The following is a 26,431-nucleotide window of genomic DNA, read 5'->3' on the forward strand; positions in this document are numbered from 1 at the left end:
GACTATAGGTCGCTCCGGACGCAGCGAAGGGGCGGTCAGGTGCTGACCGCCCCTTCTGCACAGCGTGTCAGTGAGCCCCGGCGCCGGTGATCGAGCGGACCTCCAGCTCGGCGAACTTGGCCGGATCCGCCGGCTCGCGGCCGATGATCGTGCCGAGCCAGCCGCAGAAGAAGCCGATCGGGATCGACACCAGACCCGGGTTGGAGAGCGGGAAGATGTCGAAGTCCGAGTTCGGGAACATCGAGGACGGGGCTCCGGAGACCACGGGCGAGAAGATGACGAGCACGACGGCGCTGATCAGACCGCCGTAGATCGCCCACACCGCGCCCGAGGTGTTGAACCTCTTCCAGAACAGGGAGAAGAGGATCGCCGGCAGGTTGGCGGAGGCCGCCACCGCGAACGCGAGCGCCACCAGGAACGCCACGTTCAGCCCCTGCGCGAAGATCGCCAGCGCGATGGACACGGCTCCGATGCCGAAGGCGGAGATCCGGGCCACGTTCACCTCCTGGCGCTCCGAGGCCTGACCACGCTTGATCACGTTGGCGTAGAAGTCGTGCGCAAGCGAGCTGGACGAGGCCAGCGTGAGGCCGGCCACCACCGCGAGGATGGTGGCGAAGGCCACCGCCGCGATCAGGGCCAGCATGATCGAGCCGCCGGTGGCGCCACCCAGGTACTTCTCACCGAGCGCCTGCGCCAGCTGCGGCGCGGCCGTGTTGCCGGTCTTGTCCTGCGCCGTGATGGCCGCGCTGCCGACAAGTGCCGCCGCGCCGAAGCCAAGCGCAAGCGTCATCAGGTAGAAGGTGCCGATGATGCCGATCGCCCAGAGCACGCTCTTCCGGGCCGCCTTCGCGGTCGGCACGGTGTAGAAGCGGATCAGGATGTGGGGCAGGCCGGCCGTGCCGAGCACAAGCGCGATGCCGAGCGAGAGCAGGTCCAGCTTGCTCCAGAGCGTCTTCATCGCGTCGCCCGACTCCACGCCGTACCGCAGGCCCGGCTGGAGGAAGGCCTCGCCCTTGCCGGACTTCTCCGCGGCGGCGCCGAGCAGCGACGACAGGTTGAACTTGAAGTACGCGAACACCATGATCGTCATGATCAGTGCGCCGGTCATCAGCAGGAACGCCTTGACGATCTGCACGTAGGTGGTGCCCTTCATGCCGCCGATCGTCACGTAGACGATCATGAGCACGCCGACCAGGACGATGGTGAGCAGCTTCGCCGCGTCCGCGCTCAGGCCCATGAACGTGGTGCCGGGCTTGATGCCGAGCAGCAATGCCACAAGCGCACCCGCACCGACCATCTGGGCCAGCAGGTAGAAGATCGACACTGTGATCGTGGAGACCGCGGCCGCGGTCCGGACCGGCCGCTGCCGCATCCGGAACGCCAGCACGTCCGCCATCGTGTACTTGCCGGAGTTCCGCAGCAGCTCGGCGACGAGTAGAAGGGCCACCAGCCAGGCGACCAGGAAGCCGATCGAGTAGAGGAAGCCGTCGTACCCGGAGAGCGCGATGATGCCCGCGATGCCGAGGAACGACGCGGCCGACATGTAGTCGCCGCCGATCGCCATGCCGTTCTGGAAGCCGGAGAACGAGCGGCCGCCGGCGTAGAAGTCGGCTGCGCTCCTCGTCTGCCGGCTGGCCCAGATCGTGATGCCGAGGGTGGCGACCACGAGGACCAGGAAGAGCGAGATCGTGAGGGTACGGGCCGTGTCGTTCGTGGCCTCGGCCGCGAGCACGTCCAGGTCGATCGTCTTCACTTGGCCTCCTCCGAGCCCTCGAGCTCTGCCCGGATCCGGTCCGCGATCGGGTCGAGGCGCTGGTTGGCGTAGCGCGAGTAGAACCACGCGATCAGGAACGTGGTCACGAACTGGAGCAGGCCGAAGATCAGCGCCACGTTGATGTGGCCGATGACCTTGATGGCCATGAAGTCGCGCGCGTAGGCGCAGAGGATGACGTAGAGGGCGTACCAGAGGAAGAAGGCCGCCGTCATCGGGAACACGAAGTTGCGGAGGGACTTACGTAACCCCGCGAACTCGTCCGTCGCCTGCACGGCGACATATCTGCTGTTGTCCGGAGTGTCCGTACTCATGTTGCCGGTACACCAACCTTCACGGGTGTCGGGCCGATTCGCCCCCGCACCGTAGAAAGCGGCCGACCGGCCGTGAAGCATTGATCGTCATCCCGGCCGGGAGATGCGCTGAACGGACGTGTCACTGCGCCCAGTGACTTGAGTCACCGCGTTTACCGGTCGCTCAGCTCGCGGTATCGCCCTCGGTAGTGCAGAAGCGGCGCAGCGTCCCCGGACGTCTCGACGTGTGCGACAGTCGCCTCGACAAGCAGCGCCCAGCCGACGTCACGAGCGCCGTCGATGCGGCAGCCCGCCCAGGTGCCGCTGCCGGACGGCACCGGGCCCCACTCGGTCTCCGTCCACGAATCCGACCGGAACAGGCCGCCGGGCGCCGGCATCAGACCGGCGAACCGGTCCGCCAACTGCCGGTGTGCCGGGCCCAGCGGCGTGACCGCGATCCGGCCGGTGCGCTCGGCCGCGTCCCACAATTCCGACTCCGGATCGATCAGGCCCAGCACGCGTGCCGGGTCGCCGTCCGCGATAAGCGTGGAGGAGACGGTCAGGCCGGCCGGTCCGGGCGTGGTCCACAGCGTCACCGGCGACGCCAGCCGGCCCCGGAACCGCCGCACCGGCGACTTCTCCGCATCAGGCGTCGCGAACGGGTCGGTCGAATGGATCCGGGCGCCGGGCTCCTCAACAGTCATGGGGACATCATCGTCGTGGCGTGATCGCGGACAGCAGCTCGGGCATCCGCCGGTCCAGCAGGCGGCCGGCGAACCGGGTGCCAAGCCACAGCGCCGTACCGCCGTAGACCACGCCAGCGGGCAGCCCGGCCCACACCCAGACGTTCCCGGCCAGCGTGGACATCGCGAAGACCGGCACCGACAGCAGCAGCGTGCAGAGCATCGCCGCGAAGCTGAACAGGCTCTTCGTGACGCCGGCGCCGGTGTTCACCGCGAACGGGTTGGTCGTCTCCGGAAGCGAGAACGCGCCGAGCACCGACACGAACAGGTTGATCGCCACGCCACAGCCGAACGCAGCCGCGGACGCGCCCCACATCGACGGGATCCAGCCCGGCCGGTGCAGCACAAGTGCCAGCACCACCGGGATCGTCACCACCAGCGGACCCAGGTACAGGGCGAAGCCGGCCACCCGTGCGCGCAGCTCCGTGGAGCCGGGCACGCCCGCGATGATGTTCGCGGCGTAGGCGGTCCCGTCGTAGCCGAACTGGTTCGCCAGCCCCACGCCGCCGAGCACGCCGACGAACACCATCGACGCGGTCACCGTGGTCAGCGACGGCGGCACCGCGGCGGTCCCCTCGATCAGCCCGCGGCTGCCGATGTTCACCATCAGCGGCACGAACATCCCCACCACCGCGAACGTGATCAGGTTCGCCCGCCGCCGGGTGTCCCGCCACCAGTACCGCACCTGCAACGCCACAAGCGCGCCGCCCCGGGTCCGGGGCAGACCACGCAGCAGCCGCGGATACAACCTGTCGGTCGGCGACCGGTGCGGGGTGTCGCGCGTACCCCGGCCGGATGTGGTGGTCGCGGTGCCGACCATCGCGCTCTCCAGCGTCACGGACCACCACCACAGCAGCGCCGCGATCGTGCCGGCGGTGATCAGCAGCTTGACCGGAACCGCCCACCAGCGGCCCTCCGCCACATCCACACCAAGCGTGTACGGCGCGGCAAGCGGCGTCCAGCCCAGCACCCGGGCCACGCCGGCCAGCACCTTCCAATCCGCGGTCCGGGCCGCGGCCAGCAGCCCGATCTGCAACGGCCCGAGCAGCGCGGCAAGCACCGCAAGCAGGATCGCGGCCAGATCCCGGACCCGGCGCGACCGCAGCATCGCGGAGAACGCGCTGGTCGTGGCGCGGCTCAGCGACACGCACAGCAGCAGCCCGGCGATCACGCCCACCGCCTGCAGAACGCCCGCCGCCACACCGCCGCGGAGCAGCGCGGCCACCGCCAGACCCGACGTGGCGGCCAGCGTGGCGAACGCGGGCACCCCAGCCAGCGCGGCCGCGAACATGCCGCTGACAAGCGTGCGACGGTCAAGCGGCAGCAGCGCGAACCGGGCCGGGTCAAGCGTCTCGTCCACACCGAAGAAGACAAGCGGCATCAGCAGCCAGCCGGCCACCACCGCGGCGCCGCCCAGGCCGCTGACAAGCACCATGCTCGTGCTGGTGCGGGCGAAGCCGGTCGCGGAGAACAGCACGAAGCCGACCACGGAGAACCAGGCGCCGAAGACCAGGCCGATGACGAACAGCGCGATCCGCCACCGCTGGCCGCGCAGGCCGTTGCGCATCACCCGCATCTTGAGCCCGACGAAATGCTGTGGGCCGACGCGATGCTGTGGACCGATGTGCTGCGACGGCGTCACAGCCATGCGAGCTCCTGGCCGGTGGCCGTACGGCCGCCCACCACCTGCACGAACACGTCTTCCAGTGAGCGGCCCGCCCGGACGTCCGCGATCGTGCCGGCCGTCAGGATCCGGCCCTGGGCCAGGATCGCCACGTGCGTGCAGATCCGCTCCACGACCTCCATCACGTGGCTGGAGAAGATCACCGTGTTCCCGCCGGCCACGTACCGCTGAAGGATGTCCCTGATCAGTGCGGCCGAGACCGGGTCGACGGCCTCGAACGGCTCGTCGAGCACAAGCATCTTCGGGCCGTGCAGCAGCGCGCAGGCCAGGCCGATCTTCTTCTTCATGCCCGCCGAGTAGTCGACCACGAGCGTCCGGTCCGCGTCGCCGAGCGCAAGCACGTCAAGCAGCTCGCGCGCCCGCTGGTCCACCACGCCGGACGGCATGCCGCGCAGCAGGCCGTGGCAGGCGAGCAGCTCCGCGCCGGTCAGCCGGTCGAAGAGCCGCGCGCCGTCCGGCATCACGCCGAGCGTCCGTTTCGCGGTAAGCGGGTCGGACCAGACATCGTGGCCGAGCACGGTGGCGGTGCCCGCGTCCGGCCGGAGCAGTCCGACGGCCATCGAGAGCGTGGTGGTCTTCCCGGCGCCGTTCGGCCCGAGCAGGCCGTAGAACGACCCGGTCGGCACCTCGAGATCGACGCCGCCCACCGCGACCTTGTCCCCGAACCGCTTCGCCAATCCGTGCAGCGCCAAGGCGAACGTCATGAATCGACCGTATCGGGTTACGGCGCTCAGAGGTGTAAAGACTCCGGCGCGTGCAACCGGAGCATTGTCGCGCCGACCGTGCCCGGCAGTTGCCGCCGCGTCGCAAGCGACACCAGCACCATTGTCGCGAACGCAAGCGGGACGGTCCACGCGGCCGGCTGGGCCACCGCCTCCGCGGGCCACCCGTGCAGCGGCGGCCCGAGCACCGTGACCAGGACCGCGAGCACGGCGGTGCCGCCCCCGGTGACGATTCCGGTGACCGCGCCCGCGGCGGTCAGCCCACGCCACCAGATGCCGAGCACCAGCAGCGGGCAGAAGCTGGACGCCGCCACCGCGAACGCGAGCCCGACCACCTGGGAGACGTCAAGCGAAGCCACGTTCAGCGCGAGCAGCAGCGGCACCGCGCCACCGGCCACCGCGGCCAGCCGGAACGTGTGCACCGAACCGCCGCGGCCGAAGACGTCGGTGGCGAGCACGCCGGCCACGCTTGTGAGCAGGCCGGAGCTGGTGGACAGGAACGCGGCGAACGCACCGGCGGCGACCAGCGCGGCCAGCAGCTGACCGCCCGGCCCGGTGCCGACCGCGGCCGCCGGCAGCAGCAGGACCGCAGCATCCGTGTCGCCGGTGAGCAGCAGCTGCGGCGTGTAGACCCGCCCGAGCGCGCCGTAGATCGTGGGCAGCAGGTAGAAGAGGCCGACGAGCGCGAGCACGACAAGCGTGGTGCGCCGGGCCGCCGCGCCGTCCCGGTTCGTGTAGAAGCGGACCAGCACGTGCGGCAGGCCCATGGTGCCGAGGAACGTGGCCAGGATCAGCGAGTACGTCCCGAAGAGGCTGCCGCCCCGGCCCGGCAGCAGCCAGTCGAGCCCGTCCGCCACGCCCGCGACGGCCGGCACCGCGGCCCCGGCGGGGAACGTCAGTTCGTCGCCGGCGTGCACCGCAAGCGTGCTGCCGTCGGCCATGGTGAGCGTGGCCGGCGCCTCGATGGTGACCACCGTGGCCTGCGGAAATGTGAGTCCCTCAAGCGGCGTGACAGGTGGCCGCCCGTCCGAGTTCCAGACCAGGACCAGAAATATCGCGGGTACGGCGAGCGCGGTCAACTTCAGCCAGTACTGGAACGCCTGCACGAACGTGATCGCCCGCATGCCGCCGAGCGCCACGTTCGCCGTGACCACGATGCTCACCAGCACCGCCCCCAGCGCATAGGGCGCGCCGGTCACGGTGGCCAGCGTGAGCCCGGCCCCCTGCAGCTGCGGCACCAGGTAGAGCCAGCCGATGAAGACCACGAACACGGTGGCGAGCACGCGCAGCCGTCGCGAGCCCAGCCGCAGCTCGCAGAAGTCCGGAAGCGTGAACGCGCCGGACCGGCGCAGCGGCGCGGCCACGAACAGCAGCAGCGCGAGATAGCCGGCGGCGAACCCGACCGGGTACCAGAGCACGTCCACGCCGTTCTTCAGGATCAGCCCGGCGATGCCCAGGAACGACGCGGCGGACAGGTACTCGCCGCCGATAGCGGCCGCGTTCCAGCTCGGGCTGACCATGCGCGAGGCGACCAGGAAGTCGGAGGTGGTCCGCGCCATCCGCAGCCCGTAGAAGCCGATCGCGAGCGTGGCAGCGGTCATCAGGACCACTGTCGGGATGACGAACGGGTTCGGCGTCATCGGTCCGGGCCGGGACGCTGGACCAGCGCGGCGAAGTCGGAGTCGTTGCGCTCGGCCAGGTGCACGTACGCCCACCCGACCACCACCAGGAACGGGAACGGGACCACGCCGAGCAGCAGCCACGGGAGGTTCACGCCGAGGACCTTGACCGTGCCGATCGACGGCGCGATCGCGAACAGCAGCGGCAACCCGCCCAGCCCGACGCCGACCACCACCGCCAGCCGGACCGCGAGAGCGAACTGGGCACGCATCAGGCCGCGTAGCAGCGCCTCACCGACCTGGTTCTGCTCGGCCAGGTCGGCGCGCGCACGATCCGCGGCGACACGCGGCCGGCCGACCTCGGCGAGCACCACCCGTACCCGCGGAGGTCGCTCTGGCATGTCAGCGGTTCCAGTCCTGCTTGGCCGCGCGGACCAGCCGGTCCTTCAGCTCCCTGGTGTGCCGGCGGGAGACCGGCAGCTCGGTGCCGTCGACCACCACGACGTAGCCGGAATTGGCCAGTCGCAGCTCGGCTATCAGTCGCAGCTGCACCAGGTACGACCTGTGGATCCGCACGAAACCGGCATCGGCCCAGCGTTCGGCAAGCGTGGCAAGCGGCACCCGGACCAGGTGCGAGCCGTCCGACGTGTGCAGCCGCGCGTAGTCGCCCTGCGCCTCCACCCAGCGCACCGCGGACCGCGGCAGCATCCTTGTCGTCCCAGCCAGCTCCACCGGGATGGTCGGGTCGTCCTCGCCGCGGGCCATCGCGGCCCGCTGCGCCGGGATCACCCGGGCCTCGGCCACCCGGCGCAGCGACTCGGCCAGCCGCTCGGTCCGGACCGGCTTGCGCACGTAGTCGGTGACGCCCAGGTCGAACGCGTCCACCGCGCCGTCGTCGTAGGCGGTGACGAACACGATCGCGGGCGGCCGGGCGAACCGGCGCAGCACCCGGGCCAGCTCCATGCCGTCCAGACCTGGCATGCGGATGTCAAGGAACACCGCGTCCACGTCGGTGTCCCGCAGCAGCCGCAGCGCCTCGGTGGCGTCGCCCGCGGTGTGCACCCGGGCCACCCGCGGATCCGTCCGGAGCAGGTAGGCCAGCTCATCAAGCGCGGGCGGCTCGTCGTCCACCGCCAAAACCCGCAGAAAAGCCGTCATGCCCGTACCGAGGGGTGGAACTTGGGCACTCGCATGCTCACCTTCATCCCTGCGCCGAGGGCGGTCTCCACGACCAGGCCGAACTGGTCACCGAAGGCCGACCGTAACCGCTCATCCACGTTCGACAGACCCACGTGCTGCCCGGAGTCGTCGGACTCCGCGGCCGCGCGCGCCATCCCGGCGATCAGCGTCGCGGGGTCCATCCCGACCCCGTCGTCCTCCACCGTGATGTGGCACTCCGCCCCGGCGTCGGTGGCGTCGATGCTGACCATGCCGACGCCGGGCTTACGGGACAGCCCGTGCCGGATCGCGTTCTCCACAAGCGGCTGTAAGCATAGGAACGGCAGACTGACCGGCAGCACCTCCGGGGCGATCTGCAGGCGGACCTGCAGACGGTCCCCGAACCGCGCACGCTCGATGGTCAGGTACCTGTCGATCGAGCGCAACTCCTCGGCGAGCGTGGTGAACTCGCCGTGGGCCCGGAACGAGTACCTGGTGAACTCCGCGAACTCAAGGATCAGCTCGCGGGCCCGCTCCGGATCGGTGCGCACGAATGAGGCGATCGCGGTCAGCGCGTTGTAGATGAAGTGCGGGCTGATCTGCGCGCGCAGCGCCCGCACCTCCGCGCGGGCCAGCCGCTCCCGGGACGAGTCAAGCTCGGCCAGCGCCAGCTGCGCCGCGGCCCAGCGCGCGGTCTCAAGCGTGGCCTGCACCAGCCCGGGCGCCGGCTGGCCGTCCGCGATCGCCACCAGCGCTGCCCCGGAGGCGCCGTCCGCGCCGGTAAGCGGCGCCACCACGGCGCCGCGCACCACACAGTCCATCCGGTCGCAGGGCAGGTCGGACTCGCCGAGCACGGTGGAGCGGTTCTGCGCGATCGCACGCTCACCGGCCGCGGCCAGTTGGGTGTTGTGGTGCGCGCCGCGCCCGTCCAGCGCGAGCACGCCGTCCGCGCCGACCAGAGCAAGACCGGGAGCGCCGACGAGGGTACGGAGATGGCGTACCGCCTTGGCCGCGTTGGCCCGGTCGAGCCCGGCACGGAGTGGCTCAGCCGCCATGCCGGCCGTGTGCAGCACCTGGTACGTCGCCCGCTGCGCCTCAGTGGCGATGCCCCGCCGCTGCCGGAGCCGGATCACGGCGGCGACCGCCGCGGCCAGCGCGCTGATCAGCGCGAGCACCGAAGCCGCCGTAGACACGTTCGCCCTCACCGCCGAATCCTGACGGTGGGGGCGGGAAATGTACAGGCTCTAGTAGGCACCCTTGCGTGCGACGACCACGCCGATCGTCCGCCACAGGATGCTCAGGTCGTACGCCAGCGACCAGTTGTCCACGTAGTAGAGGTCAAGCCGGACCGCCTCGTCCCAGGAGAGGTCCGAGCGCCCGGACACCTGCCACAGCCCGGTGATGCCCGGCCGGACCAGCAGCCGCCGCCGCACGTCACCGAGGAAGTCGCCGTCGTCGGCCGGCAGCGGGCGCGGCCCGACGAGCGACATCTCGCCGGTCAGCACGTTGATCAGCTGGGCAAGCTCGTCGAGCGAGCTGGCCCGCAGGAACTGTCCGGCCGGGAAGATCCGCGGATCGTTCTTGACCTTGAAGAGCATTCCGTCGGTTTCGTTCATGTCCTTCATCGAGGCCCGGCGCTCTTCGGCGTCGACGTACATGGTCCGGAACTTCCAGACCCGGAACACCTTGCCCTCGTGGCCGACCCGCGACTGCCGGAAGAACGCCGGCCCGGGGTCGGAGATCTTGATCGTGATCGCGATCGCCAGCAGCAGCGGCGACAGCAGGACCAGGCCCAGCGCGGCCGCGACGCGGTCCATCACGTTCTTGACCAGCCAGCCGAGGCCGGAGATCGTCGGCTCCTCGACGTGCAGCAGCGGCAGACCCTCGATCGGCCGGATATGCACGCGCGGACCGGCGATGTCGGTCAGCTGCGGCGCCACCACCAGGTCGATGCCGGTGCCCTCAAGCTGCCAGGCCAGCCGGCGCAGCTCGCCGGGCTCCGCGCTGGCCGAGCCGCAGAACGCGATCGTGTCGGCGCCGACCTCGCGGACCAGCGCCAGCACGTCCTTGCCCGCGTGCACCGGGACCGGCGTCTCCAGGCCCTTCGCGGCGGCGTAGCCGTCGGTCAGGTGGATCGCGACCGGCACCAGGCCGGCGGCCGGGCTGCGGGTGACAGCGGTGTAGACCTCGAGCGTCTCCGGCAGCGTGCCGAGCAGCACCATGCGCTGCGCGGCCGCGCCGAACCGGCGGCGGGCCATGTGCAGCACCAGCCGCGCCAGGTAGCGCGCGAGGACGATGAAGACGGTGGCGCCGATAAGCGCGGTGGCCACGGAGAGACGGGAAAGATCGGTCTTGGTGGCGAACGCGATGAAGGACACGCTTGCCGCGACCGTCACCGAAGCCCGGGTCACCCGTTTGAACTCATCGGTACCGAGGCCGAGATAACGGCGGTCGTAGGCGCCGTTGGCCCACAGCACCACGAGCCAGCCGGCCGGCAGCAGAAGGTACGCCACGGCCTGGAACCACGGCTCGCCGTTGTCCGTCTGGAAGCCCGAGATCGCCTGCTCGAAGAGCGAGATGGCGATCAGGCTGGCAAGGGCCGCGGCGCCGAAGTCGAGAAGGAGCAACATGACCGTGTACGGCCGGTGCCACCGGGAGACGGTGCGCTTCGCCCGTGACCATGCGGAGCGCGGCACACCGTTGGTGGTCCGCTCCGGCTGGGCAGGTTGAATCTCGAACTCGTCGTACTGGGGCACGCTGTTGCTCCGGCCTGTTTTGACGACCGGGCGTTGGAGGCTCGTCGTCACCTCACCTACGTCCTCCCGCGGGGCAGGTGCTTCCCACCCGCCCTCCGGGCTATGGGAAGCCCACCGCATCAGTTTCCCATGTCTCCTCGGGCGTAGCGGTGACCCGGCAGACATTACGCTCCGTCGCTCGGTCCGGGAAACCGGCACCGGCCGGAGGGCCGGTGTTTCCGCGCTTCGGTACGTGAGACCGGGACACTATACCGGCGGAGGCCCGGTGCGAAAGAACGGCGAGACGCTTGCTTCATGGTTGAGACCGCATTGTTCATCTCCGGCCGCTGGGGAGTCCGTGCAGGTCACGCTGAGGGTGTGAGCGATTACTGTGGAGATTTATCGCACGATCCGGGAAAGCCGCCGATCCGCGAGCGGCTTCCCGCCGGTCTGGCAGGTCGGGCAGTACTGCAGACTCGTGTCCGCGAACGAGACCTCACGCACAGTGTCGCCGCAGACCGGGCACGGTAACCCGGTCCGGGCGTGCACGCGGAAGCCCGAACGCTTCTCGCCTTTCAGCTCCGCGGCCCGCTGACCCACCGACCGGGTGACCGCGTCCGTCTCCACCGCGCGCATCGCCTCGAACAGCCGGCCCAGCTGTTCCGGCGTCAGCTTGTTGGTAAGCGCGAACGGGGACAGCTTCGCCACGTGCAGGATCTCGTCCGAGTACGCATTGCCGATCCCGGCCAGGATCTCCTGATCGGTGAGCACGCCCTTGATCTGCCCGCGCCGGCTGGTCACCCGCGCGGTGAACGTCTCCAGGTCGACCGCGAGCGCGTCCGGCCCGAGGCGGGACACGCCCGGCACCTCCGCCGGATCCCGGACCAGGTATGCCGCGAGGCTCTTCTTGGTACCGGCCTCGGTCAGGTCGAAGCCGGAGCCGTCGTCAAGCCGCACCCGCACCGCGATCGGCCCCTTGCCGGGCTTCAGCGGCGTGGTGGCCGGAAACGCGTCCCGATAGTGCAGCCACCCGGCCCGCGCGAGGTGCGCCACCAGGTGTATCTCCGAGCCGAACTCGACGTCGAGAAATTTGCCGTGCCGTCCCGCCCCGGTGACCGTCAGGCCCGCGACCGCGGTGGGCGGCGGGTCGTACGTCTTCAGGGCGCTGATCGCCACGATCTCCAGGCGGTCGACGGTGCGGCCGACCGCGCGCTCGCGAAGGTACGCGGCGAGCGCTTCCACCTCCGGTAACTCTGGCACGTCTTGAACGGTAGCTTCTTAGACCTATGAAGGTCCTGGTCGCGCACAATCGTTACCGCGACGCCATGCCGTCCGGCGAGAACACGATCGTTATTCAGGAAATGGCGCAACTGTCCGGCGCGGGCGTCGAGGTGATCCCATTCCTCCGCAGCTCGGACGCGATTCCGGCGATGTCCGTGCGGGAGAAGGCGCTCCTGCCGATCTCGCCCGTCTACGCGCCTCAGCGCGACCTTGCCGATGCGCTGCGTGAACATCGCCCCGACATCGTGCACCTGCACAACCCGTACCCGCTGATCTCGCCCTGGATCGTCCGCACCGCGCACCGGCACGGCGTCCCGGTGGTGCAGACCGTGCACAACTACCGCCAGGTCTGCGCGCCAGGCCTGTTCTTCCGCGACGGCCGCATCTGCACGGACTGCCGCGACCGCACGTTCCCGCTGCCCGCGATCGTGCACGGCTGCTACCGCGGCTCGCGGGCGCAGAGCGCGATCATGGCGACCGCGCTCGCGGTGCACCGCCCCACCTGGCGCTCCGTCGACCGCTTCATCGCGCTGACCGCCCAGATTCAAGAGCATCTGCGGGGGTACGGCGTGCCGCCCGCGAACATCGTGGTCAAGCCGAACGCGGTGCCCGACCCCGGCCCGCCCACCCCACTCGGCGACGGCTTCCTCTACCTGGCACGGCTGTCCCCGGAAAAGGGCCTCGGCCTGCTGCTGGACGCCTGGCGGCGGCACCCGGACGGCGCGCTCGGCCCGCTGCGGATCGCCGGCGACGGCGAACTGCGCCCGGAGGTGGAGGCCGCGGCCGCGGCGCGCGCGGACGTGGAGTACCTCGGCGTGCTGGACCGGGACGGCGTGCACACGGCGTTGCGCCGGTCGGCGGTGGTCATGGTGGTCTCGACCTGGCACGATGTGCTGCCGACGGTGACGATCGAGGCACTGGCCGCGGGCCGGCCGGTGCTCGGCACCGCGCTCGGCGGCATTCCCTACCTGGTCGGGGATGCTGGATGGGTGGTGCGCGCGGACGCGGGGGAGCTGTCCGCCGCGCTGCCGGTCGCCCGGGCCGGTGCGGCCGCGCTGACCGCGGCGGCGCGGGCACGGTACGAGTCGACGTTCCATCCGCAGGTGGTGACCCGCCGCCTGCTCGACGTGTACGACGACCTTCTCAGCCAATTGAGAGCGTAGTTCGCGATTCCCCTGGGAATGACGCGACGCGTGACGGAGAGCGAAGCATGATTCCTCCTTCCCCCATCAGCGCGATGCCGGACAACCTGCCCGAGCCGCCGCGCCGCTGGTCGCGCCGTCAGCTCCTGATCGCGGGCGGCGGTCTCGCGGCCGCGGGCCTGGCCGGCTGCGGAGCCGGCTTCGTCATCGGCGCGGACTCCGCCCGGGAGGCCAACCGCGGCGCCGAGGCCGGTGGCGCGGACAACCTGCTCAACTTCGTGTCCCGGCCCGACCTGCACGTGCAGCGGGTGGTCGTCTCGACGCCCGCGCCCGACCCCGGCGCCGGCCACGTCTTCCTGACGCCGGGCCAGGGCAAGGGCCAGTTCGGCCCGCTGATCGTGGACGCGACAGGCGTGCCGGTGTGGTTCCGTCCCGTGCCGGAGCCCGCCACAGTCGCCATCGACCTGAAGGTCCAGAAATATCAGGACAAGCCGGTGTTGACCTGGTGGGAGGGACTCATCGGCGGGACCGGCGGCCTCGGCATAGGACAGGGCGAGTTCGTCATCTTCGACAACCGCTACCGCGAGGTCACCCGGATCCGGGCGGACGGCGTCACCCAGGCCGACCAGCACGACCTGAAGATCACCGACCGGGGCACCGCGCTGTTCTGGGTCTACCGGCCGATCTCCGCGGACCTCACCCCGGTCGGCGGGCCGGCCGCCGGCGCGCTTCACGACGGTGTGCTCCAGGAGGTGGACATCGCCACCGGGAAGCTTGTCTTCGAGTGGCGGGCCAGCGACCACGTGCCCTACTCCGAGTCGTTCGCGCCGCTGCCGACCGGCGACTCCGCGCTCCTGCCGTACGACTACTTCCACGCCAACTCGGTCGCCGAGGACACCGACGGCAACCTGCTGATCTCCGCCCGGCACACCTGGACGATCTACAAGGTGGACCGCACCACCGGCGACGTCATCTGGCGCCTCGGCGGCCGGAAGAGCGACTTCACGGTTCCGGCCGCCGCCGCCTTCTCCTGGCAGCACGACGCGCGCCGGCGCACCGACGGCACAATCAGCCTCTTCGACAACGCGGCAGGCATCACCAAGGAGCACGACCGCTCCCGCGGCCTGATCCTCACCCTCGACGAACAGGCCAAGACCGCCACGCTCGCCCACGAGTACATCCACCCGCGCCGCCTCTCCGCCGCCACCCAGGGCAGCATGGAGGAGCGCCCCGAGGGCCGGTCGTTCGTGGGCTGGGGCGAACTCCCGTACTTCACCGAGTTCGCCGAGGACGGCACCGTCCTCTTCGACGGCCGGCTCCCCTCCGACAGCCAGTCCTACCGCGCATCCCGCGCCACCTGGACCGCCGAGCCCGCCGACCAGCCCGCCGTCGGCCTGCGCCGCGAGGCCGGCAAACTCGTCGCCTACGCCAGCTGGAACGGCGCCACCGACATCGAGACCTGGCAGATCCGCGCCGGCCGCCAGCCCGGCACCCTCGGCGTCGTGGCCGAGGGCGACCGCACCGGCTTCGAAACCGCCCTCACCGTCACCAACGACCCCGAATACCTCCGCGCCGACGCCTTCGCCGACAACGGCCGCCTCCTCGGCTCCTCCGCAATCGTCCCGGTCCGCGCCTGACCCGCCGTCACGGAATGATCCAGGCCGTGATCTCGATGCTGACGCGCTCGTTGGCCGCGACGCCCTTTACTTCGGCCCGGATCATTTTGCGGGTATCGCCGGCCTGCTGAGCGCTGGAGAAGTCGGTGAGCACGCAGAACAGTTGTCCCTGCCGCGCGGGAATGTTGGTTTCGGGAAGCAACGGACCCTTCTGGATGCGTTCTGCGCAATCCTGCGGTGTGGCGGTAGGGGAAGTGATCAACGCGCCCTGTGCGCCACCTTGAAGCTCAAAATCCGGATTCGGCGATCGGGAGTTTCCACATCTGCCGAGCGAGAGATCAATTCCTGGGCCGCCGAACACGATCACACGTGGTTCGTCGAGATCAACATTTGTTCTCTCGCTCGGTGCGCATCCATTGGGCCACTGCAGATCGAGCACCTCGGCCTCGTATTTGATGTTGTAGCGGGTCTCTGGATTCAGGTCCGGTATCGCGGTGGACGTGGGAACGGTCGCAGGAGTCGATTCGACCGGCGCCGATGCCTCGGTGGTCTCGACGACCGTGCTCGGCAGCGGCTGGGGCGTGGCGGGTGTGACCGGCTGCTGACCACGGGCGGTGAGTGCGAAGTCCCGGGCCATGTCGGCCCGGTCCAACGCCCTGACCGCGACCGCCATCGACCCGAGCGACACCAGCAACGCGACCATGCTGATCGTGACCGTCAGGAGGCCGCCTCGCCGCCGCGTCCTCGACCCGGAACGCGTCGGCTGACCGGGTGATTGCGGGGGACCGTCGGGGCCAATCGTGGGCTGCCCGACGCTGAATTCTGGTGTTGTGGCCATATGAGCATCTCCAGAAAGGCTGAGCCGACCAATTAATCGACGATCCGTGAATGCCCGAGTCGTCGATTCGCGACGATGTCGCCGGCTCTATTCTCAGGGAGAAAGCCGCTACTGAACGCCTCGTGATGAGATTTAAGCGGACATTTATCCATTGCCGTTCGGTTGGAGTTCTCTCCGTACCGGACGATCGATTTCGGCTGTTAGGTGAGCGGAACAGTGACCTCCTCCCCCGAAACGGGCCGGCGACCGACCTCCGATCGGAAGCAGAACCTCGGTCACCTGGTTGCCGTGCTGAGCCTGATTGCCACGGTGGTCGGCGTTTATTTCGCCTGGGCGCAGCTGGAAGCCACCGTGGGACCGCCGCAGGACACGGCGGCAAGTACCACGGCGACCCTGCCGACGAACGGCAAGCCGACGCCGGGACCGGCGACCGGACGGCTGACAACGCCGGTTCCCGTCGTGCCCCTCGACTCGCTCTCGCCCGAGAAGGGCGGTGGAAGCCTGACCGAGCTTCCCCGCCCACTCCGGGACGCTGACGGCTATGCCCATCCGCTCGCAATCGCCTGCCCGTCCAACGCCGCCGGTGACGCGGTACGTGAGGTCTCATACGCTCTGAGCGGGCGGTATCTGAGCCTGAACGCCATGGTGCGGCCGTACTACGAGCCCGAACCGGACCGCGCCTCAGTCACCCACGTCACCGTCTCCATCGGCACCCGGCAGCGTGACGGCACGATGGTCACACGCGAGGCCGGCGCGCAGCGAGCCGCCACAATGGCCGGTCCCCAGCCGCTCGCCGCGGATCTGGAGAAGGGCGACCTCATGACCATTCGGGTCCAGTGTCAGTCCCCTACCGGCGTCATCGTTCTCACCGATGCCGGCCTCTCTCCCACCGGGTAAAAAAAATCAGCCGCGGGGGAGGTCGTGTTCGCGGAGGGCGTTGCGGGCGCTGAAGGCGATGCTGGTGAGGAGGAAGGCGCCGTTGACCAGGGTGAAAGCGCCGATGAACCAGACCATGGCGATCGGGGCGACGGTGAGGACGATGCCGGCCACGGCGATGACGGCGCCGTAGTCGCGGATCAGCTTCAGCAGGCGGATCGGGAGCGTGCTGGAGTTGAGGAGGCTGACCGGGTTCGGGCCGGTGGCCATGACGGACGTGATGAGGTTGACCATCCAGCCGCCGGCGAAGAGACCGATCAGCCAGGCGGGGGTGGCCGGCTCGTGGGCGACGGCGACCGAGGAGAGCGCGGCGACAAGCGCGATCTGGCCGGCCACGTCGCAGAGCACGTCGACGCGGGCGCCGTCGGGGCTGGTCTGGCCGGTGACCCGGGCGAGCTGGCCGTCGGCGCAGTCGAAGGCGTAGGCGAGCTGCCAGCCGGCCAGGGCGATAAGGCCGATGACGATGCCTGGCACCTCACCGTCGGCGACCGGGCCGGCGGTCACGATGACAAGTGCGGAGACGACCGCGCTGATGCCGAGGTTGAAGATGGTCAGCGTGGTCGGCGCGAGGCGTTTGCGGTAGCCGAAGAGTGCGAGCTTGGCGCCGAGCCGCTGGCTGATTGCCTCGCTGTAGAGGCCGCCGCCGCGGTTGACGCGGTAGAAGTCGGACTCGGCCGGCTGGTGATCAGGAGCGCTGGACTGCATCAACGTAGTCTGCCAGCCGCATGCGAATCTCCTTCGGGCCCAGGTCCAGGTGTTCGATGATCGTGTATCGGTCGGGGCGGGTGCGGGGCGCGAAGCCGACCACGTCGGCGAACTGCTCGTCGGAAAGGCCGAAGTCCCGGTGGGTACGGTGCAGCGCGTGCCGAGCCAGGCAGGCGGACATCTGCCGGAACCGCAGCTCGTCGCCGCGCAGGAACGTGCAGAACAGCGCGCCCATCCCGGCCAGTTCGCCGTGTGAGCCGGTGCCGGGGTTGAGCACGTCGACCGCGTGCATGATCTCGTGGCAGCCGCCGCTGCACGGGCGGCTGGAGCCGGAGACGGCCATGGCCAGCCCGCTGGCGATGAGTCCTTCGGCGAGCACTGTGACGAAGCCGTCATCGGTCATGTCGCCGGGGTGGCGCAGCAGCGCTTCCGCGCCCATCCGGGCCAGCGACGCGGCCAGGCCGTCGACCGGTTCGCCGCGGACGTCGCGGGCGAGTTCCCAGTCGGCGAGCGCGCTGAGGTTGCTGAGCACGTCGCCGATGCCGCCGCGGTTGTAGCGGGACGGGCCGGCCTCGACGAAGTCCAGGTCGACGATCACCGCGATCGGGATGTGTACCCCGTAGGAGCCTTTCATCCCGTCGTTGACCAGGCTGGCGACCGGGGATCCGATGCCGTCGTTGGCGAGGCTTGTGGCGACCGAGACCATCGGGATGCCGTACCGGGTGGCCGCGTACTTCGCGGTGTCCAGCGTGGTGCCGCCGCCGATCCCGACCACCGCGTCGTACGACCGGGCGCGCAGCTTCGCGGCCAGCTCGTTCGCGGTGTCAAGGGTGCCGCCGGAAACGGTGAAGATGTCCGCGGCGCCGAGGCTGGGCCGGATCAGGTCCGCGACGCGCGCGCCCACGCCGTGCCCGACCACCACTGCCACGTCGCCGCCCGCGGATATCCGCCCGTCGGCGAGGATGCGGCCCAGGTCGGCCACGGCGCCGCGCCGCACGTCGACGTGGAGCGGCGTGAGGATCGTGCGGGCTAGTAGCGGCATGCCACGGTCCGGGCGCGGGCGAGGTCGGCGTGGTCGTCGACCTCGACCCAGGGGATGTCGCCGATGTCCGCGTGCCGGATCGCGCCGCCCCGGTCGGCGTACTCCTGGAAGCCGTCCTCGTAGTAGAGGTTCGGGTCGCGTCGCCAGACCGCTTCCAGGCAGTCGGCGAGCCCGGTGGCGGCGGCCGGTTCGATGAGCGTGAGGCCGATGTACTCACCGTGCGCCTCGGCCGGGTCCATCCGCTTGGTGATCCGGGTGAGCAGTCCGTCGGGGGAGAAGCGGGCCTTCATCTCCTCGTCGGCGAGCTGTTTGCCGGTGTCGACCGCGAGCAGGATGCCGGGCCCGCGCGAGGCGAGCAGCGTCTTCTCGACGCTCACCGGGTGCACGGTGTCGCCGTTGACGAGCAGCGCGCCGCGGGCGAAGTGGTCGCGTGCGAGCCAGAGGGAGTACGCGTTGTTCCACTCCTCGGCCCGGTCGTTGTGCACGAGCGTCAGCCGTACCCCGTGCTGCTTCTCGAGGTCTGGAACGCGGGCCGAGACGGCGTCGGCGCGGTAGCCGACCACGACCACGACCTCGGGCAGGCCCGCCTGGGCGAGGTTGTGCAGCGCGATGTCCAGGATCGTGGTGTCCCCGTCGACCGGGATCAGCGCCTTGGGCAGCTCGTCCGTGTACGGGCGCAGCCGGCGCCCGGCTCCGGCCGCGAGCACGAGACCTGTCATGTCGTTGGCACTCATACCTGGCTCAACGACCGAAAGCCGCGAATGGGGCTAAAAGCCGAATACCCTCAGCATGGTGAAGCCGTCCGACACGATCCGGCGGATGGTGTCGTCGTCCTGGCGGTTCTCGTCGAGCAGGTCCAACTCCGCCTCGGAGATCCAGACGAACTCGGTGTGCTTGCCGTCCTCGAGCCGGGGCCGGGACAGGTCTCCGTCCACCCGGCAGAGGAAGTCGGTCTCCAGCCGGTAGAGCCCGTCGTCACCCTTCCAGGTGTGTTCGCCGACCGTGCCGAGCACGTGCGACAGGATCCAGCCGGTCTCCTCGCGCACCTCGCGGAGCAGCGTGTCCTCAAGGCTCTCGCCCGGCTCCACGTGCCCGCCCGCGATGTCCCACGTGTCCGGGAACAGCCGCCGGTCCGGTGACCGGCGCTGCACGAAGATCCGTCCGTCGTCGTCGACGATCAGCGCGCCGACGCAGAGCAGCGGATCCGCGGCCGACCGGCCGGTGGGCGAAGTCACGACCGAGACATTAGCGGAACGCCTCCCTCTTGCCGTCTCACATGTGATGTGGCGACCATGTTTTCAGCAGGTCAGGAACGAACAGCGCGCCGTGTCAAAGGAGATGCGCCATGCACGTTCGCGAAGCCATGTCCGCTGAGGTCCTCACCGTGGGCCCCGATCACACTCTCCGCCAGGCGGCCACGATGATGGCCGCCCGCGGCACCGGATCCGCAGTCGTGCTCGACCCGGACGCCGACGGCGTGGGGATCATGACCGAGCGCGACCTCCTCAGGGCGATCGGCGCCGGGCTGGACCCCGACGTCGAACGCACCGGAACGCACATGACCTGGGACGTCGTCTACGCGGGTCCGGATTGGACCCTTGAGGAGGCGGCGCTCGCCATGGCCCGCGGCGGATTCCGCCACCTGGTGGTGCTTGAGGGCGGCGAGGTCCTCGGCGTCATCTCGGTCCGCGACATCATGCGCGTCTGGGCCCGGGAAAAGGCCCTGAAAACCTCTTGAGGGTACGGGTGGCGCCTGTCGTTTTCTGCGGCCGGCGCCCCCGGAAACCGGCTGACTTACCGACTTTCCGACTGCCGTTCACCTGGCGGGAATGGGCGTAGGGACCGCGATCCCCCTGCTCGTAAGCTGTAGCGCATGACCGCTGAGCAGCTGATCTCATTCGCCCGTGGCGCCCCCTCCCTGGACATCGTGGACATCGAGGGCCTCAAGGCCGCGGCCGTACGCGCGTTCGACGCGGACCCGGCGGGCATCACCGCCTACGGCACCTCGGTCGGGTACCTCCCGCTCCGCACCTGGATCGCGGAGAAGCACGGTGTCACGCCCGAGCAGGTGCTGATCACGAACGGCTCGCTCCAGGCGGACGCGTTCCTCTTCGACCACCTGGTCACGGCCGGCGACGCCGTGGTGGTGGAGAAGCCGACCTACGACCGCACGCTGCTCAACCTGCAGAACCTCGGCGGCAAGGTGCACCAGGTGACGCTCGATGCGGACGGCATCGACACCGCGGAGCTGCGCGCGCTGCTGGAGTCCGGCGTGCGCCCGACGCTCGCCCACATCATCCCGAACTACCAGAACCCGGCCGGTGTGACGCTCTCCCTGGAGCGCCGTCACGAGCTGCTGGCACTGGCGTCTGAGTACGGGTTCACGATCTTCGAGGACGACCCGTACGCGGACATCCGGTTCCGCGGCGAGGCGCTGCCGTCGATGCTGTCGATGGACACCGAGGGCGTGGTCGTGCACGCGTCAAGCTTCACCAAGACGGTCTGCCCCGGCGTGCGCGTCGGCTACCTGGTCGGCCCCGCGAAGCTGATCGCGGACATCGCGAAGCGCGCCACAAACCTCTACATCTCGCCCGGCATGGTGTCCGAGGCGATCGTGCACCAGTTCTGCGTGTCAGGTGACATCGACCGCTCGATCGCGACAGTGAGCGCGGCCCTCGGCGAGCGGGCCCGGGTGCTTGCCGAGTCGCTGCGCGCGCGCATCCCCGGCGTGCGGTTCACCGAGCCGGACGGCGGCTACTTCCTCTGGATCGACCTGCCGGACGACGTGCACGTGGACAAGGTGCTGCCGGCCGCGGCCGAGCGCGGCGTGGCCGTCGTCAAGGGCACCGACTTCCTGCTTGAGGGCGGGCAGCACTCGCTGCGCCTCGCCTTCTCGGCGGTGACGGCCGACCAGATCGACGAGGGCGTGCGCCGACTGGCCGAGGCGATCGACGCGGTTCGCGGCTGAAGATCAACCGCGCTAGACCTCCCTAACGCCTGACGGTGCAAAAAGGTGCCCGTTCGGCTTGTCGGATACCCGACAAAATGGCATCAGGTCCGGTCCGGGGTTTCTTTCCGGCCGGGCCTGCGACAACAATGCGGATGGCCAATCGCCATGCGGTGGCCCTCATAGACATAACCCCGCCCCCTTGGCGCCGGGTGGACCGCTCGCGCCCCCACCCCCCGAAAGCGGCCGGTCCACCCGGCGCCACCCCTCTGGGCTTGGTTATCGTCGGCAGCCGGTGGTTGGATCCCTTCGCTCACCCCCGAAAGCGGCCGGTCCAGCCGGCGCTATCCCCCTCCGCGCGTAACCTCCATGCGGGATACCTGAATAAGGGACGAGGGGGTGAATGCGGATGGCTGACCAGAACAACGGCGCCAACGGACACACGAGGGGTCGCGGCCGAACGTGGACCGCACCCGTCCGGGCGATGACCAGGATCATCGGCGCCGATGGAACCCCGCGTCACCTGCCCGCCGAGGGGTCACCGACCCGCAGCGCGGTCGTGGACTGTGCGCTCTACGTCGACGGCGTGCGCCAGGACGGCCAGTGGGACTACGCCGGCGCGCTCGCCGCGGCCCGCGAACAGCCCAACTCGTTCGTCTGGCTCGGCCTGCACGAGCCGGACGAGCAGGAGATGGCGCCGATAGCGGAGGCCTACGGACTGCACGAGCTGGCGGTCGAGGACGCGATCAAGGCGGAGCAGCGCCCCAAGCTGGAGCGCTTCAACGACGTGGTCTTCCTGGTCTGCCGCACCGCGCGCTACCTGGAGCACGGCCGGCTGACCGAGCACTCCGAGGTGGTGGAGACCGGCCAGGTGCTGATCTTCATCGGCCCGGCCTTCGTGATCACGGTCCGGCACGGCAACGCGGCGAAGCTCTCCCCGGTCCGTGCGGACCTGGAGGCGCGCCAGGAGCTGCTGGCCCAGGGCCCGTGGGCGGTCGCCTACGCGGTCACGGACCGGATCGTCGACCACTACATCGAGGTCGCGGACGGCATCGAGGACGACCTGGACGCGCTTGAGGAGGAGGTCTTCTCCCGGACCGGCGGCGCCAGCATCCAGTCGATCTACCAGCTGAAGCGGGAGCTTGTGGAGTTCCGCCGGGCTGTGGTGCCGTTTCAGCGGCCGCTGCTCACGCTCACCTCGGACGCCAGCCGTGGCACGGTGCCGAAGGAGGTCCGCCGTTACTTCCGCGACGTGCAGGACCACCTGAGCCGCACGATCGAGCAGATCACGGCCGACGACGACCTGCTGAACTCGATTCTTCAGGCCCGGCTCGCGCAGGTATCGGTCGACCAGAACAACGACATGCGGAAGATCGCCGCCTGGGCCGCGATCGCCACGGTCTGGACCGCGGCGGCCGGCATCTACGGCATGAACTTCAAGTTCATGCCGGAGCTGGAGTGGCGCTACTCGTACCCATTCCTGATCATGCTTCTGGTCATCGTGTCAGTCATCCTCTACCGCTCGTTCCGCCGCAACGGCTGGCTTTAGACAAGAATGCAGCGGGGGTACGGCGTGCGTACCCCCGCTGCATTCAAAGGTTTGTGATCAGCCCGCGGGCCAGCGGTCCTGGGCGCCGAGCGGGTCGCCGTGGGCCTTGTTGCCCGCGCCTGCCATGCCGGCCGGCCGGATCGTCGAGGACGGCGTCGCCGAGTCCGCGGCCAGCCGGTCCGAGGCGGACATGCGGTCGGCCGCGGGTTCCTTGCTGTCCGACGCGCCGTCCGACGAGATCGCGCTGGTGCCGGCCTGGACCGCCCGCTCCGCGGTGCTCTTCGCGGTGTTGGTCGCGTGCTTGACCGTGTCCTTGGCCGTCTCGGTCGCCGCGTGCAGCTTCCCCTTGGCGTTCTCCGTCATCTGCCGGGCCGCGTCGGTGGCGCTGCGCGCCGTGCTCGACTCGTGCGTCGTCCACTGCTCTTCCTCGCGCTGCCGGCGCCGGCGCATGATCATGCTGCCGGCCGCCCCCGCGGCGACGCCGATCATCAGCAGACCGGCCAGCTTGCGGTTCCGCGACATGCCTCGCTCCTCACGGCCGACGGTGCGACGCAGCGCCTTGGCGCTCTTGCGCTTCACCCGGCGGCTCGATTTCCCGGTCTGCTTACCCGCCTGCCGGGCGCCCTCCGCGGCCGCCATCGCCAGCGGAGTGATCACCGCGATACCGCCGGCGGCCGCGTTACGTGCGCGACTGGCGGCCGGTGTGACGACCTCGCGCGCGGCGTGCACCCGCGGCCCGACCGTCGCACCGACGCCTTCCGCGGCGTGCGTGGCGGCCTGCTTCAGGTGATCCAGGCCCTCTTCGAGTTCTGCCCGGACCAACTGGCTGCGGGTTTTGCTTCGCCCGATTCCGAACACCAGCACCACCTCCGAAAGGGTGTCTGTCCTGCATGTGATCCTCCCCCCTCGGGTGCCGCCGTGTAGGCGGAACCGGCACATGGGAGACTCCGCAAGGAAACTGAACTGTCCAACCGACGAAGGAGTACCCGTGGCCCAGGCTGTATATGCCACCCTGCACACCAACCACGGTGCGATCCGGCTCGAGCTGTTTCCGCTGCACGCCCCGAAGACGGTGGCCAACTTCGTAGAGCTGGCCGAGGGCACCAAGGAGTGGACGGACCCGCGCACCGGCCAGGCCGGCAAGGGCCCGTACTACGACGGCACCATCTCGCACCGGGTGATCAGCGGCTTCATGGTCCAGATGGGCGACCCGACCGGCACCGGCACCGGTGGTCCCGGCTACAAGTTCGCCGACGAGTTCCACCCGGACCTGGTCTTCAACCGGCCGTACCTGCTGGCGATGGCGAACGCGGGACCCGGCACCAACGGCTCGCAGTTCTTCATCACGGTGTCGCCGACGCCGCACCTGAACCACCGCCACACCATCTTCGGCCAGGTCGCCGACGATGAGTCCGCGCGCGTGGTCGACGCGATCGCCACCACGCCGACCGGTGCGATGGACCGCCCGAAGCAGGACGTGGTCATCGAGAAGGTCGAGATCGAGCGCGTCGGCTGACCTGACGTACTTTTGATCGCATGAGTGACGTACCGGCGACCGTCCCGGTCTGCTACCGGCACCCCGACCGCGAGACGTATGTCCGTTGCACCAGGTGCGACCGATCGATCTGCCCCGGCTGCATGAACGAGGCGTCGGTCGGCCACCAGTGCCCGGAGTGCGTGGCCGAGGGGAAACGTACGCAGCGGCCGGTCCGCACCGCTTTCGGTGGCAGTGCGGCCGGCCGTGCCGGTTACGTCACGATCACCCTGATCGCGCTCAACATCCTCGGTGCCGCCCTCGGGGTGGCACTGTCCGGCATGGGCTCGCTTATCGGCTCCGGCCTCTTCACCGGCTCCTCGACGATCCACTTCTTCGGCGCGGTGATCGGCCCGAGCATCACGCCGCTCGCGGACGGCTACATGTACCTGGAGGCGGTGCCGGAGGCCGGCACGGTCTACCCCGGCATCTGGGACGGCGCCTACTACCGGCTGTTCACCGCCATGTTCATCCACTTCGGCATCCTGCATCTGCTGATGAACATGTGGGCGCTGTGGGTTCTCGGCCGCCAGCTGGAGACCGCGCTCGGCCCGATCCGCTTCCTGGGCCTCTACCTGCTCGCCGGCCTCGGCGGCAACGTCGCCGCGCTCCTCTTCGACGCGGACCGCCTATCGGCCGGCGCCTCCACCGCCATCTTCGGCCTGTTCGCCGCGCTGTTCGTGCTGCTCCGGCGGCTCGGCCGGGACACGTCCACAGTGCTCCCCGTGCTGATCGTGAACCTGGTCATCACGTTCGCCGTCCCGAACATCTCGATCGCCGGTCACCTCGGCGGCCTGGTGGTCGGCTCGCTTGCCGCGGCCGGCCTTGCCTACGCGCCGCAGAAGAACCGGTCGCTCTACCAGGGCGGCGCGCTGGCGTTGCTGTTCCTGGCGCTCGCCGCGCTGACCCTGACCGCGTCGGCCTAGCTCCTCCGCAGGTGCGGAAGAACATCCGCCGGGGGTACGCCGAGGTCCGCCTTGGTGAAGACGTGAAGCGCGTCGCCGGTGTCGACCTCAAGCGTCTCGCTGCGCAGGCCCAGGCGCGGCCGGGTGTCCAGGCGGACCGCCTCGACCTGCGGCCACGGCACGCGCACCCGGCGGGCGAAGCCGGCGACCACTGTCAGCCCGTCGTCGTCGGCCGCGAGCCGAACCGGGGCGAGCAGGTCGCGGGCGGCCCAGACGAGCAGACCGGCGCAAACCGCGCCGGCCACGCCGAGCTGGACCGGGTCGCCCTCGGCGAGCGCGACAGCGAACAGGATCAGGGCGACGCCGCCGGCGGCCTTGACCGCGGGTAGCCATCGGGGAACTCGCCACGTCATGCCGGCCAGCATGCCATCCGTGGTGTCCGGAAACCGCAGCCGCGGCTGTCCGATGCACGCACGACGCCGAGGCCCGGCACGTCATATCGGGGTCACACGTCGTTAACCGCGCATGGACGTCTTCTCGCGAACGTTCCTGCCAGCCGCCGCCGAAGCCGGAGTGGCCATCCCGACCGTCAGCCGGCATATGCCGGTGTTCCGCCGGTGCGTCGAAGCCGACGACACCGCCGTCCTGGTCGCTCGATGTCTCCGACCCGATCAGCCGCTGCAGGGGGAGTTCCTGCTCGTTCTGACCCACCGGCGGTTGGTGGTGACCCAGGAGACCCGGCTGCTGCGGAGGTTGCGACTGCACCTCAACGCGGAGCTGCGGCACCTGGGCAACGTCAACTGGAACCCGGACGCCCAGCAGTCCGCGGTCGAGCTCGCGGCCACCGCGATCGACGGCGTCCGGGAGCGGTTCTGGATCCGTGTCGGCCACCCGAAGCAGCTGTGGCACATGGACGCGCTGCTCAACCGCATGTTCCGGCCGAAGCGCCCGACCCCGCTGGCGGCCGCCGGCTGACGTCCACCGCGCGCGGGGGCGCACTGACCGTGACGGCAAAAGCGCAATTAGTCAGACGCGACGGATCGGGGAGGTAATACGCTGTAGCGACGCAAAGTTGATCACGCCAGACTCGAAACCCAGGATTACGACCGAGGCGATCCTGCGGTTAGGCTATGGCCGATCTCGTCGCCCCGCAGTGTGGAGAAACCTCCGGTGAAGCTCTCGATCCTCATGCCGGTTTACAACGAGGAAGC

General features: G+C 69.8%; 26 protein-coding genes and 1 pseudogene. 9 read left to right on the forward strand and 18 right to left on the reverse strand.

Going from position 1 to position 26,431, the window contains the following annotated elements:
- Positions 1-67: 67 nt before the first annotated feature.
- The 11 genes and pseudogenes from ACIA8K_RS15655 to ACIA8K_RS15705 all read right to left on the reverse strand — a co-directional run bounded on the left by ACIA8K_RS15655 (position 68) and on the right by ACIA8K_RS15705 (position 11,985).
- Positions 68-1,744 (reverse strand): cation acetate symporter, encoded by a 1,677-nt coding sequence (locus ACIA8K_RS15655; RefSeq protein ID WP_396059269.1) that lies wholly within the window; start codon positions 1,742-1,744, stop codon positions 68-70.
- A 5-nt stretch (positions 1,745-1,749) separates the two neighbouring features.
- The gene (locus ACIA8K_RS15660) at positions 1,750-2,085 is read right to left on the reverse strand and encodes a DUF485 domain-containing protein (protein WP_396059162.1); all 336 of its coding nucleotides are present in this window, start codon (positions 2,083-2,085) and stop codon (positions 1,750-1,752) included.
- A gap of 152 nt (positions 2,086-2,237) precedes the next feature.
- Positions 2,238-2,756, reverse strand: a pseudogene (locus tag ACIA8K_RS15665) (flavin reductase family protein); the annotation flags it as partial.
- A 19-nt stretch (positions 2,757-2,775) separates the two neighbouring features.
- Complete coding sequence (locus tag ACIA8K_RS15670; protein WP_396059164.1) at positions 2,776-4,455, reverse strand: ABC transporter permease; 1,680 nt, start codon at positions 4,453-4,455, stop codon at positions 2,776-2,778.
- Positions 4,446-5,195 carry an ABC transporter ATP-binding protein gene (locus ACIA8K_RS15675; RefSeq protein WP_396059166.1) on the reverse strand — a complete coding sequence of 250 codons (750 nt, stop codon included), beginning with the start codon at positions 5,193-5,195 and terminating at the stop codon, positions 4,446-4,448. Before ACIA8K_RS15675 ends, ACIA8K_RS15670 begins: the two co-directional genes overlap by 10 nt.
- A 26-nt stretch (positions 5,196-5,221) precedes the next feature.
- Positions 5,222-6,853 (reverse strand): cation acetate symporter, encoded by a 1,632-nt coding sequence (locus ACIA8K_RS15680; protein WP_396059168.1) that lies wholly within the window; start codon positions 6,851-6,853, stop codon positions 5,222-5,224.
- The gene (locus ACIA8K_RS15685) at positions 6,850-7,233 is read right to left on the reverse strand and encodes a hypothetical protein (RefSeq protein WP_396059170.1); all 384 of its coding nucleotides are present in this window, start codon (positions 7,231-7,233) and stop codon (positions 6,850-6,852) included. The genes ACIA8K_RS15680 and ACIA8K_RS15685 overlap by 4 nt, the downstream gene beginning before the upstream one ends.
- A gap of 1 nt (position 7,234) precedes the next feature.
- Positions 7,235-7,990: a LytR/AlgR family response regulator transcription factor gene (locus tag ACIA8K_RS15690; protein WP_396059172.1), complete on the reverse strand. Its 756-nt coding sequence runs from the start codon at positions 7,988-7,990 to the stop codon at positions 7,235-7,237.
- Positions 7,987-9,183, reverse strand: coding sequence for a sensor histidine kinase (locus ACIA8K_RS15695; protein ID WP_396059174.1), 1,197 nt, complete (start codon positions 9,181-9,183; stop codon positions 7,987-7,989). Before ACIA8K_RS15695 ends, ACIA8K_RS15690 begins: the two co-directional genes overlap by 4 nt.
- 51 nt (positions 9,184-9,234) lie before the next feature.
- A complete protein-coding gene (locus ACIA8K_RS15700) occupies positions 9,235-10,866 on the reverse strand; it encodes a sugar transferase (protein WP_396059176.1) in 1,632 nt (543 codons plus the stop codon).
- 258 nt (positions 10,867-11,124) lie between these two features.
- Complete coding sequence (locus ACIA8K_RS15705; RefSeq protein ID WP_396059178.1) at positions 11,125-11,985, reverse strand: Fpg/Nei family DNA glycosylase; 861 nt, start codon at positions 11,983-11,985, stop codon at positions 11,125-11,127.
- Between the two features lie 26 nt (positions 11,986-12,011).
- Here ACIA8K_RS15705 and ACIA8K_RS15710 point away from each other — a divergent pair, with 26 nt between their 5' ends.
- Both ACIA8K_RS15710 and ACIA8K_RS15715 read left to right on the forward strand, forming a co-directional pair.
- A complete protein-coding gene (locus ACIA8K_RS15710) occupies positions 12,012-13,169 on the forward strand; it encodes a glycosyltransferase family 4 protein (RefSeq protein ID WP_396059180.1) in 1,158 nt (385 codons plus the stop codon).
- 47 nt (positions 13,170-13,216) lie between these two features.
- On the forward strand, positions 13,217-14,785 hold the full coding sequence (locus ACIA8K_RS15715; protein WP_396059182.1) for an arylsulfotransferase family protein: 1,569 nt from the start codon (positions 13,217-13,219) through the stop codon (positions 14,783-14,785).
- A gap of 7 nt (positions 14,786-14,792) precedes the next feature.
- Here ACIA8K_RS15715 and ACIA8K_RS15720 read toward each other — a convergent pair whose 3' ends face one another.
- Positions 14,793-15,467 carry a hypothetical protein gene (locus tag ACIA8K_RS15720; protein WP_396059184.1) on the reverse strand — a complete coding sequence of 225 codons (675 nt, stop codon included), beginning with the start codon at positions 15,465-15,467 and terminating at the stop codon, positions 14,793-14,795.
- Positions 15,468-15,818: 351 nt separating this feature from the next.
- On the opposite strand from ACIA8K_RS15720, the gene ACIA8K_RS15725 reads away from it, so the two are divergent.
- Positions 15,819-16,499, forward strand: coding sequence for a hypothetical protein (locus tag ACIA8K_RS15725; protein ID WP_396059186.1), 681 nt, complete (start codon positions 15,819-15,821; stop codon positions 16,497-16,499).
- Positions 16,500-16,505: 6 nt separating this feature from the next.
- On the opposite strand, the gene ACIA8K_RS15730 is transcribed toward ACIA8K_RS15725, so the two are convergent.
- From ACIA8K_RS15730 to ACIA8K_RS15745, 4 genes are read right to left on the reverse strand one after another with little or no spacing between them, the layout of a single operon-like run.
- Complete coding sequence (locus tag ACIA8K_RS15730) at positions 16,506-17,243, reverse strand: CDP-alcohol phosphatidyltransferase family protein (protein ID WP_396059188.1); 738 nt, start codon at positions 17,241-17,243, stop codon at positions 16,506-16,508.
- A complete protein-coding gene (locus ACIA8K_RS15735) occupies positions 17,224-18,285 on the reverse strand; it encodes an iron-containing alcohol dehydrogenase family protein (protein WP_396059190.1) in 1,062 nt (353 codons plus the stop codon). The genes ACIA8K_RS15730 and ACIA8K_RS15735 overlap by 20 nt, the downstream gene beginning before the upstream one ends.
- The gene (locus ACIA8K_RS15740; RefSeq protein ID WP_396059271.1) at positions 18,273-19,004 is read right to left on the reverse strand and encodes a sugar phosphate nucleotidyltransferase; all 732 of its coding nucleotides are present in this window, start codon (positions 19,002-19,004) and stop codon (positions 18,273-18,275) included. Before ACIA8K_RS15740 ends, ACIA8K_RS15735 begins: the two co-directional genes overlap by 13 nt.
- Positions 19,005-19,052: 48 nt before the next feature.
- Positions 19,053-19,520, reverse strand: a complete 468-nt coding sequence (locus ACIA8K_RS15745) for an NUDIX hydrolase (protein ID WP_396059192.1) — start codon at positions 19,518-19,520, stop codon at positions 19,053-19,055.
- Positions 19,521-19,630: 110 nt separating this feature from the next.
- Between ACIA8K_RS15745 and ACIA8K_RS15750 the strand changes: the two genes are divergently transcribed.
- The 3 genes from ACIA8K_RS15750 to corA all read left to right on the forward strand — a co-directional run bounded on the left by ACIA8K_RS15750 (position 19,631) and on the right by corA (position 22,781).
- Entirely contained in the window at positions 19,631-20,023 is a 393-nt protein-coding gene (locus ACIA8K_RS15750; RefSeq protein WP_396059194.1) for a cyclic nucleotide-binding/CBS domain-containing protein, read from the forward strand.
- A gap of 135 nt (positions 20,024-20,158) precedes the next feature.
- Positions 20,159-21,253: a PLP-dependent aminotransferase family protein gene (locus ACIA8K_RS15755; RefSeq protein WP_396059196.1), complete on the forward strand. Its 1,095-nt coding sequence runs from the start codon at positions 20,159-20,161 to the stop codon at positions 21,251-21,253.
- Between the two features lie 388 nt (positions 21,254-21,641).
- On the forward strand, positions 21,642-22,781 hold the full coding sequence (gene corA / locus ACIA8K_RS15760; RefSeq protein ID WP_396059198.1) for a magnesium/cobalt transporter CorA: 1,140 nt from the start codon (positions 21,642-21,644) through the stop codon (positions 22,779-22,781).
- 57 nt (positions 22,782-22,838) lie between these two features.
- Here the strand turns inward: corA and ACIA8K_RS15765 are convergent, their stop codons facing one another.
- Positions 22,839-23,648, reverse strand: a complete 810-nt coding sequence (locus ACIA8K_RS15765; protein ID WP_396059200.1) for a hypothetical protein — start codon at positions 23,646-23,648, stop codon at positions 22,839-22,841.
- 121 nt (positions 23,649-23,769) lie between these two features.
- On the opposite strand from ACIA8K_RS15765, the gene ACIA8K_RS15770 reads away from it, so the two are divergent.
- Together ACIA8K_RS15770 and ACIA8K_RS15775 are read left to right on the forward strand one after the other, a co-directional pair.
- On the forward strand, positions 23,770-24,297 hold the full coding sequence (locus ACIA8K_RS15770) for a peptidylprolyl isomerase (protein WP_396059202.1): 528 nt from the start codon (positions 23,770-23,772) through the stop codon (positions 24,295-24,297).
- A gap of 20 nt (positions 24,298-24,317) precedes the next feature.
- Positions 24,318-25,241 carry a rhomboid family intramembrane serine protease gene (locus ACIA8K_RS15775; RefSeq protein WP_396059204.1) on the forward strand — a complete coding sequence of 308 codons (924 nt, stop codon included), beginning with the start codon at positions 24,318-24,320 and terminating at the stop codon, positions 25,239-25,241.
- On the opposite strand, the gene ACIA8K_RS15780 is transcribed toward ACIA8K_RS15775, so the two are convergent.
- A complete protein-coding gene (locus ACIA8K_RS15780; protein ID WP_396059206.1) occupies positions 25,238-25,633 on the reverse strand; it encodes a PH domain-containing protein in 396 nt (131 codons plus the stop codon). The genes ACIA8K_RS15775 and ACIA8K_RS15780 overlap by 4 nt on opposite strands.
- Before the next feature lie 112 nt (positions 25,634-25,745).
- Here ACIA8K_RS15780 and ACIA8K_RS15785 point away from each other — a divergent pair, with 112 nt between their 5' ends.
- The gene (locus tag ACIA8K_RS15785) at positions 25,746-26,195 is read left to right on the forward strand and encodes a hypothetical protein (RefSeq protein WP_396059208.1); all 450 of its coding nucleotides are present in this window, start codon (positions 25,746-25,748) and stop codon (positions 26,193-26,195) included.
- Positions 26,196-26,431 lie beyond the last annotated feature (236 nt).

This window comes from Catenuloplanes sp. NPDC051500 (assembly GCF_044454585.1).
Taxonomy (GTDB): Bacteria; Actinomycetota; Actinomycetes; order Mycobacteriales; family Micromonosporaceae; genus Catenuloplanes.